Origin of the sequence: uncultured Bacillus sp. (genome assembly GCF_958411575.1) — a bacterium.
Lineage (GTDB): Bacteria > Bacillota > Bacilli > Bacillales > Bacillaceae > Bacillus > Bacillus spizizenii.
Window position 1 is genome coordinate 1 of the sequence record NZ_CATYRA010000011.1, and the last position, 20049, is coordinate 20049.

Consider the following 20049-nt stretch of genomic DNA (forward strand, 5'->3'; position numbering starts at 1 on the left):
TATTCAAACGAAACTAAACAACCAATCACCGATAAACTATCGGCAATTGGCTGTTAAAAATGTGTTTTGATCCCTGTCTCGAAAACGGGGGTCAGTCCCTCAAGCCGCATGCTTTTTATTTATTGAATCGCTTTTTGTTCTTTAATGACCCGGATCATGTTTAAAGTTGAGTCTTCGGGTCCTTGAACAGGGAGACCTGCGTCAAGGTTCTTGAAAATGTAGCTGATGTTGTCTTCTGTAATAATTTCACCTGGAATAAAGATTGGAATACCAGGTGGATATACCATTACAAATTCAGCGATAATCCGTCCGGATGCTTCTTTTAATGGGATGACTTCCGTATTTGCGTAGAAAGCATCACGCGGAGTCATTGCCAATAAAGGAATTTCCGGGAGAAGAACTTCAGTTTGCTGATGTGTTACATCTTTTTCTGACATATGATGTGCAATCTCTGTTAAAGCCTCTACAAGCCGGTCTGCATCATTTTGGCTGTCACCAGGTGTGAAAATACACAAAATATTGTACAGATCAGAAAGCTCAACTTCAATATTAAAGGATTCACGAAGCCATTTTTCAACGTCATGACCTGTGAGTCCAAGACTTTTAACAGAGATAATCAATTTTGTCGGGTCATAGCTGTAAGCTGCTTTTGAAACAAGAATCTCAGAACCGACACAATAAATGCCTTCAATCTGATTGAGGCGATCTCTCGTCTGGTTGGCAAGCTTCAGTGTCTCCTCAGCAAGCTGATGGCCTTCTGTCGCAAGGCGTTTTCTGGCAACATCGAGAGAGGCCAGAAGCAAATAAGAAGTCGATGTTGTTGTGAGCATGCTCAGAATGGATTGCACTCTGTCTTTGGATACAAGGCCCTCTCTCATGTTTAAAATGGAGCTTTGCGTCAGTGATCCGCCCAGCTTGTGTACACTAGTCGCTGCTATATCTGCTCCTGCCTGCATGGCTGAAAGCGGCAATTCATCGTGAAAATGAATGTGAACGCCGTGTGCCTCATCAACAAGCACCGGCACATCAAACGAATGAGCGAGTTCTACGATGCTTTTTAAGTCGGCTGCAACACCGAAATATGTCGGGTTGATGACGAGAAGCCCTTTTGCATCTGGATGCTCGGTAAGCGCCCGTTTGGCAGATTCAAGTGTAATGCCATGGGAGATGCCCAACTCATTGTCAATTTCAGGATGAATAAAGATTGGGATTGCTCCGGAAAATACAATAGCTGTCATAATTGATTTGTGCACATTTCTTGGAATAATAATTTTATCTCCAGGTCCGCAAACAGCCATCACCATTGTCATAATGGCGCCGCTTGTTCCTTGAACAGAAAAAAATGTGTGGTCTGCGCCAAAAGCTTCAGCCGCCAGATCCTGGGCCTGTTTAATGATGCCTTTTGGCGCGTGCAGGTCGTCTAATGGTTCAATATTGATTAAATCTATGCTTAACGCGTTTTCACCGATAAATTGTCTGAACTCTGGGTCCATTCCTGCCCCTTTTTTATGGCCGGGAATGTGGAATTGAACAGGCTGTCTGCTTGCATGCTTTTTCAGTCCTGTGTATAAGGGTGTTTCATGTTGCGACAATTGTTTTCCCACCTTTGTAATCATACCTATGCATAATAGTGTGTATTAAAATCAGTTTCTCAACCGTTTTTTAGACGTAAAACAAATGAATTATATTATGAACTTGAAAGAATGTAAAGAACAATTTATGATCAAATGAAGATGCTTTCTCTTAAGAGAAGCAAATCTATAAGGAGTGAAGAAAATGGAATACCAATATCCGATGAATGAAGATTGGACAACCGAAGAAGCAGTTGATGTGATCGCGTTTTTCCAGCAGGTTGAGCTTGCATACGAAAAAGGTGCAGATCGTGAAGAACTGCTTAAAGCTTACCGCCGTTTCAAGGAAATTGTACCGGGAAAGGCTGAGGAAAAAAAGATATGCGGCGAGTTTGAAGAACAAAGTACATACTCTCCTTATCGCACGGTCAAACAGGCGAGGGAATCTGATCAGGCGAAGATTAAGATGTAAGAAAAAGAGCCGGGGATTACTCCGGCTCTTTTTTATGCTTGTGATACTTTTTGGGTGAAGCGGTACAGAAAAGCCAGTTGCTTAAAGGCATCATCGATACGCTGAAGGAATTCCTGGTTATTCATATTCAGGACTTCTTCTTTTTGAAGCTGGATGCCGCATAACAGCTCAGCTTTTTTTACAGTCTGCAAACGCTCAAACAGCGTCTTCAGCTGTTCCTTGTCCATTTCAGACTGCTTATGTACTCCCGGCTTTGTGTGATCTGCGGACCAAACGAAGCTGTCAGGGATATTCTTAGTGATGGTTTCCTGATTTGCTTCAAGCAATTTGCCATATTCTTCTTTGATAGGGGATTCATAAATAATCGCGAACCACACAAATACGTGGGTTTCCCATAAACCAATCTGAAAATGCGGCAGTTTTTTATAGCCTCTTTTGCTGTTTGCGAATGCGACCCAGCTGTCAGCAGGGGGATTGACGGATCTTCTTGCGTGCTTGGCTACATGAGGAAACATTTCGTCTCCGGTTAAAGCTGATAAAGTTGGGGCAAAATGTTCGCCTAGAGCTGTAAGTTTTGGACGGACCGTCTCTTTTAATACCTCCATGCGCGCGTCTAAGCCTTCTATTGTAAATGTGTTAAAGTCTTCTTCCGTAAAACGCATTTGTGTCATGGTTTTCCTCCTTCATTCTAAGTAAACATATTTTATCACAGTTCATACGAGCGTCAAAAAGATTGAGCGCGTTTGAAGAAAGGGGAAATGAGGTAATAAACGAATAGGTAAACACACAATTTTCAGAATCATGTTACGCGTAAATAGAACAATCATACGATATAAGAAGTAATCATTGTTGAATGGCAAAATGGGATGCTTTTTTACAAACAAATGATCTCTGGAAGGGGCGAAAGACAATGAGGCAAGTTGTAAAAGAGGGATTTAAGGAAGAGAAAAACAATCGTGTAGCTGTCTGGAGACTAGAGGTTGATTATGAATTGGCAACCCTATATGAAGCAATGCAAAAAGAAAATGATGAACAGATTGAACAAAGCAAAAACAAACTTGAGCGACTCAGAAAAGAATGGATTCGTCTTAACGGGTAACAAGCGATAGTGAAAACGAACCGCGTGAATGGTTCGTTTTTACGTGAGAAGGGATATTTTTCATTTTCCTTGCTTTTTCACCGCCGTTATCAGTATCCTATAAAATAAAGGTCTACATAGAAGAGAGGTACGCACGAATGGCAAATTGGACGGAAATTGATGAGATTGCAAAGAAATGGGTAAGAGAAGCAGGCACGAGAATTAAACAATCCATGAATGAAAGCCTGACAATTGAAACGAAATCAAATCCGAATGATTTAGTCACCAATATTGATAAAGAAACGGAAATGTTTTTCATTGAACGCATTCAAGAAACGTTTCCGGGTCACCGCATACTCGGCGAAGAAGGACAAGGAGATAAACTCCACTCACTGGAGGGAGTCGTCTGGATTATCGACCCGATTGACGGGACAATGAATTTTGTGCATCAGCAAAGAAATTTTGCGATTTCAATTGGAATTTTTGAAAACGGAGAAGGAAAAATCGGTTTGATTTATGATGTGATGCATGATGAGCTGTATCATGCATTTAGCGGAAGAGGAGCTTATATGAATGAAACGAAGCTGGCTCTTTTAAAAGAAACCACTATTGAAGAAGCGATTCTTGCCATTAATGCGACATGGGTAACGGAAAACAGAAGAATTGATCCAAGTGTGTTAGCGCCCCTTGTGAAAAGAGTCAGAGGCACACGCTCCTACGGTTCTGCCGCTTTAGAGCTGGCAAATGTCGCGGCAGGAAGAATAGATGCTTACATCACGATGCGACTTGCGCCATGGGATTATGCAGCCGGCTGTGTGCTATTAAATGAAGTGGGGGGCATCTATACGACCATAGAGGGAGAGCCGTTTACCTTTTTAGAAAATCACAGTGTGCTGGCCGGAAACCCCTCCATACATAAAATGATATTTGAAGAGTATCTTCATGCTCGAAAGTAGGCCATTTGAACAGGATGACCTCTGGTTGTTAGAGAAGCTCGCGGAGGCTCATCCTGTATGGAAAGAGGAGGAGTTTGGAGAGAAAGATGCAGAAAGCTATATGATCTCCTACTCCATGTACAACGGATCATGGCTTATATGGGAAAAAGACGGTCTGCCTGTTGCCGTCAGCTATCATCTCGAGTGGGCGCCTTCCAACGGAAAGCCGTGGCTTGGAACGGTGCTGATTGATCCGGCTGAAGAAAAAAAGGGGCATGCGAGGGTGATCATTGAACAGATCAGCAAATTGCTCGGAGCCAAACATAAAGCGATGTTTGCGGCAGTTCCCATTGACCGGAGTGAATGGATATTGTTTTTGAGCCAATGCGGATTTGAACAGCTGAAAACGGAGAAAGATGAGAAAGGCAAATCATTTATGATCCATGTGAAGCCTTTAGCAGAAGCTGCCGTATGATAACGGCAGCTTATTTTTTGTATGCCAGTACCATAAAGAGCCTCCCAAAAATCGAGAGGCTCTGATGAATAAAACATTATTTTTTTACTGCATGAATATAATGAATTGTTTCAAACGCTGACAAATCGTCTGTTCGATTGTTGAAAAATTGGTCATTAATATCGTCTGGTGCTAGATGTTCATAGATCAGTAAACCTGATGATTCTAACTGATTTTCAATTTCTTGATAAGTGAAACACGATTTCATCGGTTCTCCGCTGGCGGCAGCCATTTTCACCATATGTTCAACTCTATTTGACGTTCCTTTTGCTGTAAAGAGTGTTTCGTCAGCATAATCAAAAACGATAGAGCTTCCTGATGGGACATGAGAAAATAAATTTCTGATCAAGCTTGCATTTTCTTCTCTCGTTAAATAATAAGACACTCCCAGAAGGCTGAAGAATGTTTTTGTGTTTTCAAATCCTTCATCTATAAGAGGCTGATACGAAAACGCTTTGGTAAAATCCATAGGAACAAAGTGGAGATGCCCCGGAATTGTCAGATTTGCATCTTTCAGCTTATTTTTTTTGAATTGCTGTGTAGCCGGATGATCAATCTCGAAAACTTGTAAGCTGTTTTCCAATTCAGGATGCCGAAAACAGAAAGTATCCAGTCCGGCCCCAAGAATGACATACTGTTTTGCCCCCAGCATCAATTCGTTGTGTAAAACTTTTTCACAATACGCAGCACGTGCTAAGGGCGTAGGCGACAGCTGGATTTGGGTAACCCATTTTAATAGTTTTTCAGGATCATTTTGCAGATGTTCAGCCATCTCTTTGTTGAAAAACGATATTCCTTGAATCATATTCTCGCTGATGTTTGTAAACTCTTTTTCATTAATGAGGTCTTTTGCAATAAAATCATCAAAAATGAGAGGCGTGTCATATCGGCTATGATATGAACGGGCAAAAGCTGAAATCAAAGACGTTAAGCTGGACTCATTTTTCCTCATGAAATGATCCTCCCATAAAAAATAAGATTCCCCTGGCCAGGAGAATCTTATTATACTTATAAATATATTAATAGTAAATTATAGCACATAAAAAATTTTTTGTCAATATTTTTGCTCTTTCTTCGGTCGGATGATCTTTATTTATTTCACCTGAGCCAAGTGTCTGCCGGAAGAATCTCCCCTTAGCCCGGATCAATATTGTATGCTGCAGCGTTGGCTTACTGCTGTTTTTGATCTTTGCAGCTGAGCGGGGAAGACCGCGTATCGAGCTTCTCTGTACTACATGCTTACGACTGTGCTCCCATCTGTCGCAAATCAGCAACGGCTGCTGATTATCATCCTTTCGGGGTGAAAGATGATTCTTTCAACGAAGAGAAAAATCAAAACATGTAACGAAAAAAAGCCTGAGGGATCTCAGGCTTTTTCTAACATTACAAACCAACAGCATTCCAGGCTGCTTCCACTTTAGCGGCATCAGTTGAGCCGTAGAGGTCACGGGCAGACTGAATGAGAGCTGCCTTGGCATCTTTGAACGTGGAAGAAGGAGTGAGGTACGTTGTTAACGCACGGTAATAGATTTGCTGTGATTTAGAGACACCAAGCTTTGTAATAGTATTGTAAGCGGCTTTGTTTGGAATTCCGCTGTTTGTGTGTACGCCGCCATAATCGCCTTCATCTGTATTTGGGAGGTTTCTGTAATTGGCGTAATTGTCAGGCTGACCGTATTTTGTCGGATTGGACAAGCTGCGGAGAGCAGGCTGGCTGACTGTAATGTCTTCACCGATGTCCCAATCTTCTGTATCGTTAAAATAACCGAATACGTCAGAGAAAGATTCGTTTAATGCCCCCGGCTGATTTTCATAAATCAGGTTGGCCGTTTCTTGAGTGACGCCATGTGTCATTTCATGCGCTGTCACATCTAATGAGCCTGAAAGCGGAGAGAAGAATGAACCGTCGCCGTCACCGTAAATCATTTGGTCTCCTGTCCATGCAGCATTATTGTACCGAGTGCCGTAGTGAACGGAAGAAACGATTTTACTGCCTTTGTTATCATAGCTGTTCCGTTTAAATGTCGAATAAAAATAATCGTACACTTTACCGAGATTATAGTGGGCGTCAACGGCTGCCCGCTGTGATGAAGATGTAAATGTATTTGTTGTACTTGAGACAAGCGTTCCCGGAAGGCGGCTTTGTCTGTTTTGCAAGTCATATGTAATGATTTGAGTGCCTGTTGGTTTTGAAAGATCTCTTAGTACGTATTTTCCGCTTTCATAAGAGATGTTCAAAGGAACAGTTGCGCCCTTTAGTGTCGTTCCGCTTCCAGTGGCAGCAGCATGTTCTACTTTGTTTTGCTGTTTTAATATACTGCCTGTTTCAGCATCAACTAAGACTTCCCAGTTGGCAGGTTCAGGTTCGATATAGCGAATCGTCACGTCGTAAGCAAGACGATAGCTGCCGTCCTTTGTTTCTACAGCTTTTAACTCGGCTTTATTGCTGTTTTTGGCCTTTCCGTTGGAAACAGCGTCTGGTGATTTGCCGATGGCTTTGAAAGCGAGTGCCAGCGCTTTTTCAGAAGAGACTTTTTGGCTGTTTTCTGTTTTTGCAGCAGATTGATTGTGTAATTCACCATTGACCGCATAAACATTATCGGATTTATCAACGTGAACGATCACCTGTGAATCTTTAATAGGCACTCCATTAACCACAGGTGCATATCGAAAGTGCTTGTACCCAAGGGCATCAGTCGTGCTTTCAACAAGCTTTAGCCTTTTGGCAGGATCACCTTTGAAAATGTTGCTGTTCTTTTTCAAAAACTGTTTGACGGCCTTGTCATTTGGTGCAGAAAGCTCTGATTGTGCAATTGCATTTTTGGAGAGGAAATTTGTTTGATTCTCTTTAAGATGATGACTTTCAGCAGCCTGAACACCAGGAAGGCTGATTGACAAACTCATAAACGAAGCAGCGACAGCAACAGACAATTTCTTACCTAAACCCACAATAAATCCCCCTTTTTTGAAAATACTGAAAAATCTATATTGTTATATTAAACTAGCTTTCTCGAATACTCAACAAAAACTAACAAAACTAGACAAAATTGATAGAATTGTCCTGTGTTTATTTTTGTTGAATAATATCAAGATGAGTCAAGTGTCATGTGATGGGTCATTGCAAGTGTTGTGTCTATTTACATATCAAGGGAAAGATAAGACATGTTTGTTTCTTATTGAAACTTTTTGAAAAGCCGGCTGTCTAACCGAATGAGGCCTTAATAAGAAGTAAAGGATTGTTGTTCGTGTTGGAGTTATTCAGTCATTATGTATTGCATTTTGAACGTTATTTTATCTTAAGCAGACAAAGCACCTTGCTGATTCAATGGTCAATAGTTGTTCTGGCGGGTTTATATCTATTGGGGCGTCATCCTAAAATAAACCGGTACCGCACGATGTTCTTGGCAGGTGTCTTATTGCGGATTGTGTTGCTGGCCGGGGTGTCTGTTGAACTCATTCATCAGGTGCAGGCTACAAACTTTACCAGCGCTTACTTAAGAGAGGACGGCAATGAACTGCTGCCGCTGGTGCATTTTTTGTTATACGGGTATGTGCTGCTGACGGCTTTTCACTATATGCTGATGCCTCGTGATCATAGCGGAAAGGGCATGTTTTATACGTTCGATCTTGCCGTTGTCAGTTTGCCGATCGTACAAATGATATTCAGTTTCTTTTCCTATTGGAAGGAGTATCCTGATGGGGTCGAGCCAATTGAATTTATGTTCCTGTTTTTCATCATCATTTTTCCTATTGTTTTGAATGTACTGTTTTTCAAGCTGTATTGGAGAACAAATAAGATTTTACTAGGGTTATTTTATACGCTGATTATCGGACTGCTTGTCTTGCTGCTTGTCCCATTTTCCGGGCGAATCTCCATAGACTATGGTGCAGTAATGCCATATACGATTTATTTAACAATGGCGGGATTTTTGATGAGCTATCATTTGTTCCAAAAGTCAGGCAAAGTTTATGTGCGCGTGAATAAGTGGCTGACGATGGCTGTTATTGTGTTTTTTGTCTCGCTCTTAAATCCGATATATAACGCAGGAACCGCTGCTTTCGCTGTATCAAAGCCGATAAATGTCCAGGGTTCATTCAATTTTGTCGGGGAGCATATCTCATCTGAAAAAGCAGAACAGATTATAAAGTCATTTTTTCCTACGAATGAGACATTGTATTTGCATGATACAAAGATGGATGTGCATTATTTCTACTCATTTGAAAGCTTGAGCTATGAGGCAGAGGTGGATGAAGTATCACAGCTGATTAATAGCTATCAGTACTTGAAAAAGCCGCGGGGAAAAACACTGACTGATCAAGAGTACGTCCGGAAATCCGTTGCTTTCCTTGAACGGCATGGCCGTGTGTTAAACAAGGAGCACATCGAAACAAAGGTGTCTAAAGAAGACGGCCAGACAGCCGTTCGTATATATCTGAAAAATCAACTTCATAAAAAAGATAATGATGATGATGGAACGGTATTTTATTGGGAAAAGGAAACCTTAATGAGTTTTAGTGAAGACCCATCTATTTATCAGCTTGATTCTCTCCTGCATGTTCATATCACAGAACAAGACATACAAGGAAAAATGAAGAAAATGTTTACAGCTTTAAACATACCGAAACAGCCTTATCAGATTACAGATGTTGAAAGCAACGGCCTGCTTGGAGGCTTAGTGCATGTTGAAACAAAAGACGGAATTGTTGTGGAATTTGAAAGCGAATCCGGCAGTTTACAAAGTATTTCGCTTCCAATGAAAAAGAATATTTCACTGACAAACAACCAGCTGCAGCGGCAAATATTATCGGTCTTCGATGCTGATGTATCAGAAATAAAGATAAAGAGCAGGCAGGGTGATAAGGCGGTGTATTCTGATTCCTCTCATACGTATGAGTTTTTTGAAGATCAAGGGCAGCTAAACGTTTATGTTTACAGCGCACTCGATAAGTCATTCCCGTACACGTACAGTAATGGAAAATTGGCGTATGAAAAAGTAGCTTCTGTATACCGAGATGTCATTTACAAAAAACGTATGCGCCCGATTATCGTTCAAAGGGGGAATGAACGCCATTACGCATGGCTGATCATTATTCAGCCGTTTGGATCAAACCGCCATGATGCTTATGTGGTGGATGGAGAAACACAAGAGGTGATAAGTCTTTATGAATCATAAAGAAAAAGAGTCTGTTTTTTTAGATTTATATGACCTATATAAAGAAGGAGAGCTAGAGGATGAATCAATGGAATGGATGAAACAGCACGAGCCGTTATATCAAAAGAACGCGGAAAGGTTGAAGAGTGAAGTTTATTTAAAGAGAAGCCCTGGTGCTGAAGAAAAGAGCCAAATCAGACACATGAAAGTATACATGTCTTCCATGTACATCTGTTTCATTTTATTGGCCATTTGGATGACGGTGTGGTTTTACTTTTAATGAAGCATAGGGATTCTATTGAGGACTTGTATCGACAGTATTACAAAGAAATTTTGAATTATTTATTTAGAAGGACTCATCATCTTGAAACAGCCAAAGACTTAGCGCAGGACACATTTGTGAAAGCACTTAACGGCCTGGCTTCGTTTAGGGGGCACTCTTCCATCAGAACGTGGCTTTACACCATTGCACATCACACCTTTGTCAATTGGTACCGCAGGGATGTCAAATACCAATTTACTGATATCAGCAAAAATGACGGGTTAACGCAAACAACTTATGAGCAGCCTGAACAGTATCTGTCGCGGACGGTAAAAAGCGAAACCCTAATGCAGGAGCTTCTGCAGTTAAAAGATCAGCATCAATCCGTATTGATTTTAAGAGAATTCCAAGAGCTTTCTTATGAAGAAATCGCTGAGATATTGGGCTGGAGTCTTTCGAAGGTGAAAACCACACTTCACCGGGCCAGATTAGAGCTAAAGAAAAACATGACGAAAAGAAGAGAGGAGGAGCGGATATGACCTGCTTTCTAGTAAGAGACCTGCTCCCTCTGTATCTTGAAGATGATTGTAAAAGCGAAACGGAACACGTCATTGAAGAACATTTAAAGACCTGCAGCAGCTGCAGAGAAATGTATGACATGATGTCTGAGCCTTTTTTATTGGAAGGTGGACAGGCCGTTGAGGAGGCTTTTCTGCCGGAAGAAGAAATGCGGTTTAAACAGAGGTACTACGGTTTGCTAATCGTTAAAGCTGCCTGTTGGTTTGGAGCGGCGGTTGCCGTGATGCTGATCATCAAACTGCTGATATAAGAAAAGCGCTTGTCCGATTCCGGCAAGCGCTTTTTTAGATTAAGCTTGAGGGTGAATCATGTCATAGACTGCGGCAAGCTGTTCTTGTGACAGAGCACTGAAGAGTTTTTCATAAACGTCAGCTTGTAGAGGTGTCGCCCCTGCTTGTACCGCTGCATCTTTATCATAGCTATATACACCGTCTTGTAATACAATTGCTGCTTGAAGAATGTGAATCTTTAGGGAAACAGCGGAGAAAAATTGTTCAAGTGCGAGAGCTTCTTTTTCTGAGAAGCCAAGTTCAACTGCTTTTTCTGAATCAAATTTGTAATTTCCATCCTCGACATACACACATTGTGAAACAACGCTGAAAAATTCTGATGTCGACTCCCAGAGTGTTGCGATTACTCGAGCCTCTTCTTTTGTCATTCCTAACTCGACAGCTTTTTCGCTGTCAAAATAATACACACCGTCTTGTTCGTATATACATTGATTTAATAAATCAAAGAATGTATTGAGATCTTCGTTTGTGATGGTTTGATGCTGCACATGAACAGTGGTGTTATCAACCATTGTTTTTGCGCTGGCTGCATCAGGGCCAAACGTTAATAGAGCAGCTGAGGTCATTGCGGCAGTCGTTAGCATCGCTTTTTTTACAAATGTTTTTTTCATGTTTCTTCTCTCCCTTTTGTGAATTGTGCTACGAATTCCATTATAGGGAGAGATTGGCGTCGGAAAAATAGGTTTTATGGTATTTTATGTATATCGTTACCGTACTACTTTTTGCCGATCACATGTGTCATCGTTAGAACGATTGTCTATGTATGAATGCTGTTTTGCATCTTCCTGACTAAGAAACAGGGGAGATAAGACTTAATGAAATGAAAAACACCGCTTTCTTAGCGGTGTTTTTTTGATTACAATGTCTCCAGACGGGCAATGCTTTTAATCAAGCAAGCCTTGCTCGCGCATTTTCTTTTTTAATGTAAATCCGCCGCCCATTACGGCGCAAACAAGTACGATGCTGGCGATAATGCCTGCAGCGCTTTTTTCAGCGATAAAGACGCCGATCAGCATAATACTGAAAACCGCTGCAAATGCAAATAATAGTAAAAGCCAATTCATTTTTTTCATATTTTCCATCCCCTTTTACGTCTTATCATAAGTTTACAGAAAAACGTGACGCTTTTAAAGAGGATGTGTGGTATAATGTGAAAGTTATCTAATTTTATTAGGAGATGAAAAAGTGAAACTTCGAAATGATCTTCGCAACATCGCGATTATTGCCCACGTTGACCATGGGAAAACGACTCTAGTCGATCAGCTTTTACACCAGGCTGGTACGTTCCGTGCCAACGAACAGGTTGCTGAACGCGCAATGGACTCTAATGATCTTGAACGTGAACGCGGCATTACAATTTTGGCGAAAAATACTGCGATTAATTATAAAGATACACGCATTAATATTTTGGATACCCCTGGACACGCAGACTTTGGGGGAGAAGTAGAACGGATTATGAAAATGGTTGACGGTGTACTGCTTGTCGTTGACGCATATGAAGGCTGCATGCCTCAAACTCGTTTCGTTCTGAAAAAAGCTCTTGAGCAAAATCTGAACCCGGTTGTTGTTGTAAACAAAATTGACCGTGACTTTGCCCGTCCTGAGGAAGTTATCGATGAGGTTCTTGATCTGTTCATTGAGCTTGATGCCAATGAAGAGCAGCTCGAGTTCCCAGTGGTGTATGCTTCCGCGATTAATGGAACAGCGAGTCTTGATCCGAAACAGCAAGATGAAAACATGGAAGCTTTATATGAAACCATTATTAAGCATGTTCCGGCACCTGTTGAAAATGCAGAGGAGCCGCTTCAATTCCAAGTTGCCCTTCTTGACTACAACGACTATGTAGGCCGTATCGGGATCGGACGCGTATTCCGCGGTACGATGAAAGTCGGTCAGCAGGTTTCTCTTATGAAACTTGACGGAACGGCTAAGTCATTCCGTGTAACAAAGATTTTCGGTTTCCAAGGCTTAAAGCGTGTGGAAATTGAAGAAGCAAAAGCAGGAGACCTCGTAGCGGTTTCCGGCATGGAAGACATTAACGTTGGTGAAACGGTATGTCCTGTAGACCATCAAGATCCGCTTCCAGTGCTTCGCATTGATGAGCCGACACTTCAAATGACATTTGTCGTGAATAACAGTCCGTTTGCAGGCCGTGAAGGCAAATATGTAACGGCCCGCAAAATCGAGGAGCGTCTTCACTCTCAGCTTCAGACGGATGTGAGCTTGCGTGTTGAGCCAACAGCTTCTCCTGATGCTTGGGTTGTTTCCGGACGCGGTGAGCTGCACTTGTCAATTTTAATTGAAAATATGCGCCGTGAAGGCTATGAGCTTCAAGTTTCAAAACCTGAAGTTATCATCAAAGAAATCGACGGCGTACGCTGTGAGCCTGTTGAGCGTGTACAAATCGATGTTCCGGAAGAGCATACAGGCTCAGTTATGGAATCAATGGGTGCCCGCAAAGGCGAAATGATTGATATGATCAACAACGGAAACGGCCAAGTTCGTCTCATCTTTACAGTTCCTTCCCGCGGATTGATCGGTTACTCTACAGAGTTCTTATCATTAACACGCGGATTCGGTATTCTGAACCATACGTTTGACAGCTACCAGCCGATGCAGGCGGGCCAAGTCGGCGGACGCCGCCAGGGTGTGCTAGTATCAATGGAAAACGGAAAAGCGACATCTTATGGAATTCAAGGAATTGAAGACCGCGGTGTCATCTTCGTTGAGCCGGGTACTGAAGTATACGAAGGAATGATCGTTGGAGAGCATAACCGTGACAACGACCTTGTTGTTAACGTCAGCAAAATGAAACAGCAGACGAACGTCCGCTCTGCAACAAAGGACCAGACAACTACAATTAAAAAAGCGCGCATCATGTCTCTTGAGGAATCTCTAGAGTACTTAAACGAAGATGAATACTGTGAAGTAACTCCTGAATCTATCCGTTTAAGAAAGAAAATCCTCAATAAAAATGAACGTGAAAAAGCGGCTAAAAAGAAAAAAACAGCAGGATTGTCTTAATCTCTTGCAGAATTTGAAAAGATAGAACCCGCACTTTGCAGGGGAGGGAATCTTTTTGAATGACGTAAGCGAACGCCTGTCGTTCTTCGCCGCTCTATATCAAGTAGACCGGCAGCCTGCGGCAGGCATGTGGCTGCTGTACGGCACGATTTTTGTGTTGGCCGTTATTGTATTTAAGCTTGGATTTGCTAAACGGCTTCCGGTATTAAAATCAGCAGTGGTGTATGTATTTCTGGCTTTGGGCTGCACTGTTTTGACCTTTTTAGGAGTGTTTTTGCCCGTGGCCGAGGGATTGATCGTCGCTGCGCTGATTTTAATCATTTACAAAATTCGGCTGTATCAGTCGAAAAAGGGACAGTCTGCAAAATCATAAAAAGACTCAGCTGAGAAGCTGAGTCTTTTTTTGTGTTTTGTATGGTAAAGCGGCCGCTTTATTTTTTGACTTTTTCTTTTTTTTGCTGTCCCGGGTGAAAAGTGAATTTTCCCGTTTTCAGCCGTTCTTCTGTTTTTTGGGCAATCCGGTCGTGGCATTCCTGGCACATATATGTATGGATTGGGCGGTTTCGAAGCCGTTTCGCGATCAGGGTATCATCATCAATTGTTTCAATTTTATCGCAAATAGAACATTGGACCCTCATCATATCACCTCTTTCACTACCATGTATTATAGCACGGATCAGAAGCTGTCCAAAATAAGAAAAAGCTAAAGCGCGATGCTATAGCTTAATCATTGGTATTCTTTTTCATATGATGATCAGATTGATCGTTTTGCTCCTGTTCCATTTCCTGCTGCTGCTTTCTGTTTAATTGGTCATTTTGCTGCTTTGTTTGCGGCTCGTCTTCATTGTCAATCACATCGTTAGGCACTTCCGGAAGCACTCGGCCGACAATCGCAGCTAATTCATCTAGTATGCCTGTTACCGGACGGCCTTTACTGATTTCTCTGCTCATTTCATTCAGGCGGCTGACCGTATCTGGGTCAGCAATGACAACTGCGTTGGCGCCGTATCGATCATTTTTTAGAGCCTGCGCCACAGAATATTTAATCGTTTCCACTTTGCTTCTGTCCAAAGTATCATCGACATCAATCCCAACAACGGCATAACCTCCAAGCACAACGGCTGTTGCATCTTTGACATCTGGATTTTTTTCAGCAACGCTGACAAGATGCTTAGCAATATCTGTTCTTGTTCCCTTGTCTTTTGTCTCCTGAGTTGTGTCCTTTACGTGAATCGGTTTGGTTTCCTGCTGTCTTGTTGATTCTTTTTCAACATTCTGATCCTGTTTTCCTTGTTGGTAGGCACATGCGGACAGAATAAGCGTCAGCTGTATGAGAATGAAAAGAATTCGCACTTGCGGGTTCCCTCCTTGAAATGCATTCATTAATTTTATTGTTGAATTAACCTTCTATCTTTATGCACAAAAACATATATTTTAGCAGGCATTCACCTTTTTTCATCGTAAGAGAAGCAGGAAGAACTTTGACCCTTATATCAGGAGGCTGAGACTTGAGTAAAATTTATGTGTTAGATACGAATGTGTTATTACAGGATCCTAACGCGATATTTTCTTTTGAAGAAAATGAGGTTGTCATCCCTGCTGTCGTATTAGAAGAGGTTGATTCAAAGAAACGGTATATGGACGAAGTTGGGAGGAATGCAAGGCACGTATCTAAGCTGATCGATGCGCTAAGGCAAAAGGGCAGGCTGCATGAGCATGTTCCGCTCCACACGGGTGGCACACTGAGAATTGAACTGAATCATCGTTCGTTTCACCAGCTTCAAGAGATCTTTATTGAAAAGACGAATGATAATCGCATATTAGCCGTTGCGAAAAACTTAAGCCTCGAGGAAGAAACGAAGGAAAATGGCAGGCCGGTTATCCTCGTCAGCAAGGATGTACTTGTCAGAGTGAAAGCGGACGCAATCGGACTGCTCGCCGAAGATTTCTTAAATGACCGGGTTGTGGACAATGATGAAATGTACAGCGGCTATAAGGATTTATATATCAGCCAGCAGCTGTTCAGCTCTTTTTACGGGAAAAATCAAATTTCAGTAAATGATATAAAACAGCATGCGTTTTATCCGAATCAATTCGCATTAATGAAGGATGAGCTGGGAGGATCCTCCTCGGCAGTCGGAATTGCAGATAAAACCGGAACGGTATTAAAAAGACTCGTATTTGATGATGAACATATTTGGGGAATCAGACCGAAAAATGTACAGCAGACAATGGCATTAGAGCTTTTGCTGCGTGAAGATATTCCGCTTGTCACCCTGATCGGAAAAGCGGGAACCGGCAAGACGCTTTTAGCGTTGGCGGCGGGACTATTACAGACAGAAGACTTAGGAATATACAAAAAGCTGGTCGTGGCGAGACCGATTGTTCCTGTTGGCAAAGACATCGGGTACTTGCCGGGCGAAAAAGAGGAAAAGCTAAAGCCTTGGATGCAGCCGATTTTTGACAACTTGGAGTTTCTATTTAATGCGAAAAAACCAGGGGAGCTTGAGGCTATTCTGGCGGGTATTGGCTCAATCCAGGTAGAGGCGCTGACTTATATCAGGGGAAGAAGCATTCCAGACCAATTTATTATTATTGATGAAGCGCAAAATTTGACCAGGCATGAGGTAAAAACACTGCTGACGAGAGTCGGTGAGGGGAGTAAAATTGTCTTAATGGGCGATCCTGAACAAATTGATCACCCATATTTAGACAGTCTTAACAATGGTTTGGCCTATGTGGTTGAGCGGTTTAAAGGACAACCCATCTCAGGCAGCGTGAAGCTGTTAAAAGGTGAGAGATCAGGCCTCGCCCAGCTTGCCGCTGACTTACTGTAATACTAAATAATTTCGATTTCTTTTATATCGGCGATCGGCTGTTCGTGATCAACTGGATCTTCAAAGTAAACATGAACGGGGCCGCCTTCTTGAATCGGCTTGCCTGCCTCACTGAAATGGACAATACTGTTCAGAGCGATTTCCAGAGGAACGGCCGCCTTTTCCGAACTTGTGATAAATACGCATTGTGCCGCAGAGCTGAGCGGCTCGGCATTTTTCAGCACAGTCCCAAGTTTCATTGCAAAACTGCCGTTCATCAGTTTTTGCCTCTCGTATTGTTTTTCCGTCTTTAATGTCGGCGGCGCAATCCGTCCCTCTCTGATAACGCGTTCAGGATCAAGATCGGATTCATCCCCGGCTGATTGTAAATGTGAGTCTTGACTGTCCCCTTTGCGGTCAAACGAAAATTTGCGATCATCAAAAATCCATACGCTTGGATCAATGGTGATCGGATATGTAACATTGCCTTTTACTTGTATAACGCTCATGATATAACCCCCTTCTCTCAAAATTATAAAAGTTTTCGCATGAATTGTCACTTTGTGTACAAATTATGTGTATTGAAATGCTCAGGGAGCGAGGGTGGTTGCATGGTATGCCGGCATAATGACGAGCTTGAAGCTTTAGTGAAAGAGGCGAAAAAGGTGACGGACAAGGGGGAGGTAGCTAGCTATATTCCCGCCTTGGCAAAAGCCGATAAACACGATCTGTCAGTGGCGATTTATTATTCCAATAATATTTGTCTGTCAGCAGGTGACGTAGAAAAAACATTTACACTTCAAAGTATATCAAAAGTCCTCTCACTTGCTTTGGTATTAATGGAATACGGCAAAGATAAGGTCTTCAGCTATGTTGGACAGGAGCCGACCGGTGATCCGTTTAATTCAATTATCAAGCTGGAGACAGTGAATCCGAGCAAGCCGTTAAATCCTATGATCAATGCCGGGGCTTTGGTAGTGACAAGCTTGATTAGAGGGGAAACGGTGAAAGAGAGACTTGATTATTTACTTTCTTTTATTAGAAGGCTGACAAACAACCAAGAGATAACTTACTGCCGGGAAGTGGCTGAATCCGAATACAGCACATCAATGATCAATCGGGCAATGTGTTATTATATGAAGCAGTACAGCATTTTTGAGGATGATGTAGAAGCGGTCATGGATTTATACACGAAGCAATGCGCGATTGAGATGAACAGTCTGGATTTGGCGAAAATCGGATCTGTATTTGCGCTGAACGGCAGACAACCTGAGACTGGGGAGCAAATCATCCCAAAAGATGTCGCCAGAATTTGCAAAACATTTATGGTGACGTGCGGAATGTACAATGCTAGCGGGGAATTTGCAATTAAGGTCGGAATTCCTGCAAAAAGCGGCGTATCCGGAGGGATTATGGGCCTTTCACCCTACGATTTCGGGATCGGCATTTTTGGCCCAGCATTGGACGAAAAAGGGAACAGCATTGCAGGTGTAAAGCTTTTGGAAATAATGTCTGAGATGTACAGGCTGAGTATTTTTTAATTTATGTCATCTGCTTAAATCCTCTTGCATTTTCTGCTGATACCCTTTATGATAAATAGAAGAATTAGGTACTCGCCTGGGGAACGGAGGGATACTTTTGGCTTCAGAGATGATAGTTGACCATCGGCAAAAAGCTTTTGAACTCTTAAAAGTAGACGCTGAGAAGATTTTGAAGCTGATCCGAGTACAAATGGATAACTTAACGATGCCTCAATGTCCTCTATATGAAGAGGTTTTAGATACTCAAATGTTCGGGCTTTCGAGGGAAATCGATTTTGCTGTCCGCCTGGGATTGGTTGATGAAAAAGACGGTAAAGACCTTTTATACACATTGGAGCGCGAATTGTCTGCTTTGCATGACGCGTTTACAGGTAAATAAATGATAAAACTCAAACTTATTAACAGTTTGGGTTTTTTTATAACCGCTAATTTTCTCTCACTAAAGACGGTCTTTTTTTACACATTCCTTCCGAATCGTATAGAGATTCTTCGTCTCATTTGATAAATTGTAGTAAAATAAAAAAGATAAATACATAAAACCATAGATAATGGAAGTTGGAAGCAGGGAAGAGGATGTTATGTTAAAAAAAATGCTCAAATCTTATGATTACTCACTGATATTCGCAATTGTTTTACTATGCGGATTCGGTTTAGTGATGGTATACAGTTCAAGCATGATTACGGCTGTTTCACGATATAACGTAAGCAGTAATTTTTTCTTCATGCGGCAGCTGTTTGCTTTAATTGCAGGTGGCGCTCTTTTTATTCTCATGGCTGTGTTTCCTTACAAAGCACTGGCTCATCAAAAGTTTCAGAAGGGAATACTGCTTGTTTCTGTTCTTGCGCTTATCTCGCTGTTTGTATTCGGTCATGTTGCCGGAAACGCGCAAAGCTGGTTTAAAATCGGCGGAATGAGTATCCAGCCGGGGGAGTTTGTTAAACTGGTAGTGATTTTATACCTTGCAGCCGTATATGCCAAAAAACAAAGCTATATCGACCATCTGTTAACAGGAGTAGCTCCTCCGGTAGTCATGACGCTTGTGATTTGCAGTTTAATTGCCATGCAGCCAGATTTCGGTACAGCCATGATTATAGGGCTGATTGCGACGTGCATGATCTTGTGCTCCGGTTTCAGTGGAAAGACGCTGATGAGGCTTGTTTTGCTGGGCGGAATTGTTTTAATTTTAATCAGTCCAATTATCTATTTAAATCAAGACAAAATTTTAACTGAAGGCCGTTTGGCACGTTTTGAGAGTCTTGAAGACCCATTTAAGTATGCAAATTCATCAGGTTTACAAGTGATCAATTCTTACTATGCGATCGGCTCAGGCGGCATTTTCGGTCTGGGGCTCGGTGAAAGTATCCAAAAATACGGATATCTGCCTGAATCACACACTGACTTTATTATGGCTGTCATTGCTGAAGAGCTAGGTATTTTTGGGGTATTGTTTGTGATTTTCCTATTGGGCTTTATCGTAATAAAAGGGTTTTATATAGCCAGAAAATGCGAGGACCCGTTTGGGAGTCTTCTAGCGATCGGCATTTCGAGCATGATTGCCATACAATCGTTTATTAACCTTGGCGGAGTCAGCGGATTAATTCCGATTACAGGGGTTACGCTGCCATTTATCAGTTACGGGGGCTCTTCTTTGGTGCTGCTGCTGGCGAGTATGGGGATATTAGCGAATATCAGCATGTTTGTGAAATATTCAGAGAATAAGAAAAAGAGAGAGCCCTTGGGGCCGAAGGGAATGAAAAAGAAACAGCTCAAAAAAACTGTTTATCTGTAAAAAACAAGTGTGTACAGGGGAAGG

Annotated in this window: 23 protein-coding genes; 14 read left to right on the forward strand and 9 right to left on the reverse strand. The window is 42.0% G+C overall.

All coding sequences use genetic code 11. The annotated features are described in order from the left end of the window. Positions 1-119: 119 nt before the first annotated feature. Complete coding sequence (gene speA / locus Q5C82_RS16555) at positions 120-1592, reverse strand: arginine decarboxylase (protein ID WP_003221301.1); 1473 nt, start codon at positions 1590-1592, stop codon at positions 120-122. A 184-nt stretch (positions 1593-1776) separates the two neighbouring features. On the opposite strand from speA, the gene Q5C82_RS16560 reads away from it, so the two are divergent. After that, positions 1777-2043, forward strand: coding sequence for a UPF0223 family protein (locus Q5C82_RS16560; RefSeq protein ID WP_003221303.1), 267 nt, complete (start codon positions 1777-1779; stop codon positions 2041-2043). Between the two features lie 32 nt (positions 2044-2075). Here the strand turns inward: Q5C82_RS16560 and Q5C82_RS16565 are convergent, their stop codons facing one another. After that, positions 2076-2714, reverse strand: a complete 639-nt coding sequence (locus Q5C82_RS16565) for a YktB family protein (protein ID WP_003221304.1) — start codon at positions 2712-2714, stop codon at positions 2076-2078. Positions 2715-2953: 239 nt separating this feature from the next. Between Q5C82_RS16565 and Q5C82_RS16570 the strand changes: the two genes are divergently transcribed. The 3 genes from Q5C82_RS16570 to Q5C82_RS16580 all read left to right on the forward strand — a co-directional run bounded on the left by Q5C82_RS16570 (position 2954) and on the right by Q5C82_RS16580 (position 4531). Next, the gene (locus tag Q5C82_RS16570; protein ID WP_003221306.1) at positions 2954-3142 is read left to right on the forward strand and encodes a hypothetical protein; all 189 of its coding nucleotides are present in this window, start codon (positions 2954-2956) and stop codon (positions 3140-3142) included. Positions 3143-3279: 137 nt separating this feature from the next. After that, positions 3280-4077 carry an inositol-1-monophosphatase gene (gene suhB / locus Q5C82_RS16575; RefSeq protein WP_003221308.1) on the forward strand — a complete coding sequence of 266 codons (798 nt, stop codon included), beginning with the start codon at positions 3280-3282 and terminating at the stop codon, positions 4075-4077. Positions 4078-4102: 25 nt separating this feature from the next. Then, positions 4103-4531, forward strand: coding sequence for a hypothetical protein (locus Q5C82_RS16580; RefSeq protein ID WP_003221309.1), 429 nt, complete (start codon positions 4103-4105; stop codon positions 4529-4531). A 76-nt stretch (positions 4532-4607) separates the two neighbouring features. Here Q5C82_RS16580 and Q5C82_RS16585 read toward each other — a convergent pair whose 3' ends face one another. Both Q5C82_RS16585 and nprE read right to left on the reverse strand, forming a co-directional pair. Continuing rightward, positions 4608-5522, reverse strand: a complete 915-nt coding sequence (locus tag Q5C82_RS16585) for a class I SAM-dependent methyltransferase (RefSeq protein ID WP_003221310.1) — start codon at positions 5520-5522, stop codon at positions 4608-4610. A gap of 431 nt (positions 5523-5953) precedes the next feature. Continuing rightward, complete coding sequence (gene nprE, locus Q5C82_RS16590; RefSeq protein WP_003221312.1) at positions 5954-7519, reverse strand: neutral metalloprotease NprE; 1566 nt, start codon at positions 7517-7519, stop codon at positions 5954-5956. A 287-nt stretch (positions 7520-7806) separates the two neighbouring features. Between nprE and Q5C82_RS16595 the strand changes: the two genes are divergently transcribed. The 4 genes from Q5C82_RS16595 to Q5C82_RS16610 are packed head-to-tail and all read left to right on the forward strand — an operon-like array spanning position 7807 to position 10814. Beyond that, a complete protein-coding gene (locus tag Q5C82_RS16595; RefSeq protein ID WP_079996352.1) occupies positions 7807-9744 on the forward strand; it encodes a hypothetical protein in 1938 nt (645 codons plus the stop codon). Further along, entirely contained in the window at positions 9734-10003 is a 270-nt protein-coding gene (locus Q5C82_RS16600; protein WP_003221316.1) for a hypothetical protein, read from the forward strand. Before Q5C82_RS16595 ends, Q5C82_RS16600 begins: the two co-directional genes overlap by 11 nt. Continuing rightward, complete coding sequence (gene ylaC / locus Q5C82_RS16605) at positions 10003-10524, forward strand: RNA polymerase sigma factor YlaC (RefSeq protein ID WP_003221318.1); 522 nt, start codon at positions 10003-10005, stop codon at positions 10522-10524. The genes Q5C82_RS16600 and ylaC overlap by 1 nt, the downstream gene beginning before the upstream one ends. After that, on the forward strand, positions 10521-10814 hold the full coding sequence (locus tag Q5C82_RS16610) for an anti-sigma factor (RefSeq protein ID WP_003221320.1): 294 nt from the start codon (positions 10521-10523) through the stop codon (positions 10812-10814). The genes ylaC and Q5C82_RS16610 overlap by 4 nt, the downstream gene beginning before the upstream one ends. Positions 10815-10853: 39 nt before the next feature. Here the strand turns inward: Q5C82_RS16610 and Q5C82_RS16615 are convergent, their stop codons facing one another. Together Q5C82_RS16615 and Q5C82_RS16620 are read right to left on the reverse strand one after the other, a co-directional pair. Further along, positions 10854-11465, reverse strand: a complete 612-nt coding sequence (locus Q5C82_RS16615; protein ID WP_003221322.1) for a hypothetical protein — start codon at positions 11463-11465, stop codon at positions 10854-10856. A 273-nt stretch (positions 11466-11738) separates the two neighbouring features. Beyond that, the gene (locus Q5C82_RS16620) at positions 11739-11927 is read right to left on the reverse strand and encodes a YlaF family protein (protein ID WP_003221324.1); all 189 of its coding nucleotides are present in this window, start codon (positions 11925-11927) and stop codon (positions 11739-11741) included. A 112-nt stretch (positions 11928-12039) separates the two neighbouring features. On the opposite strand from Q5C82_RS16620, the gene typA reads away from it, so the two are divergent. Beyond that, positions 12040-13878: a translational GTPase TypA gene (gene typA / locus Q5C82_RS16625; protein WP_003221325.1), complete on the forward strand. Its 1839-nt coding sequence runs from the start codon at positions 12040-12042 to the stop codon at positions 13876-13878. A gap of 55 nt (positions 13879-13933) precedes the next feature. After that, a complete protein-coding gene (locus Q5C82_RS16630; protein ID WP_003221327.1) occupies positions 13934-14251 on the forward strand; it encodes a YlaH-like family protein in 318 nt (105 codons plus the stop codon). 58 nt (positions 14252-14309) lie between these two features. On the opposite strand, the gene Q5C82_RS16635 is transcribed toward Q5C82_RS16630, so the two are convergent. Beyond that, positions 14310-14519: a YlaI family protein gene (locus Q5C82_RS16635; RefSeq protein WP_072183306.1), complete on the reverse strand. Its 210-nt coding sequence runs from the start codon at positions 14517-14519 to the stop codon at positions 14310-14312. 82 nt (positions 14520-14601) lie between these two features. Continuing rightward, a complete protein-coding gene (locus Q5C82_RS16640) occupies positions 14602-15231 on the reverse strand; it encodes a YhcN/YlaJ family sporulation lipoprotein (RefSeq protein ID WP_003221331.1) in 630 nt (209 codons plus the stop codon). A 155-nt stretch (positions 15232-15386) separates the two neighbouring features. Between Q5C82_RS16640 and Q5C82_RS16645 the strand changes: the two genes are divergently transcribed. Then, entirely contained in the window at positions 15387-16715 is a 1329-nt protein-coding gene (locus Q5C82_RS16645; RefSeq protein WP_003221333.1) for a PhoH family protein, read from the forward strand. Between the two features lie 2 nt (positions 16716-16717). Here Q5C82_RS16645 and Q5C82_RS16650 read toward each other — a convergent pair whose 3' ends face one another. Continuing rightward, positions 16718-17203, reverse strand: coding sequence for a hypothetical protein (locus tag Q5C82_RS16650; RefSeq protein WP_003221335.1), 486 nt, complete (start codon positions 17201-17203; stop codon positions 16718-16720). Positions 17204-17305: 102 nt separating this feature from the next. Between Q5C82_RS16650 and glsA the strand changes: the two genes are divergently transcribed. The 3 genes from glsA to ftsW all read left to right on the forward strand — a co-directional run bounded on the left by glsA (position 17306) and on the right by ftsW (position 20025). Beyond that, on the forward strand, positions 17306-18235 hold the full coding sequence (gene glsA / locus Q5C82_RS16655) for a glutaminase A (RefSeq protein WP_003221337.1): 930 nt from the start codon (positions 17306-17308) through the stop codon (positions 18233-18235). A gap of 97 nt (positions 18236-18332) precedes the next feature. Further along, a complete protein-coding gene (locus Q5C82_RS16660; RefSeq protein WP_003221339.1) occupies positions 18333-18614 on the forward strand; it encodes a YlaN family protein in 282 nt (93 codons plus the stop codon). A 199-nt stretch (positions 18615-18813) separates the two neighbouring features. Further along, a complete protein-coding gene (gene ftsW / locus Q5C82_RS16665; RefSeq protein WP_003221341.1) occupies positions 18814-20025 on the forward strand; it encodes a cell division protein FtsW in 1212 nt (403 codons plus the stop codon). Positions 20026-20049 lie beyond the last annotated feature (24 nt).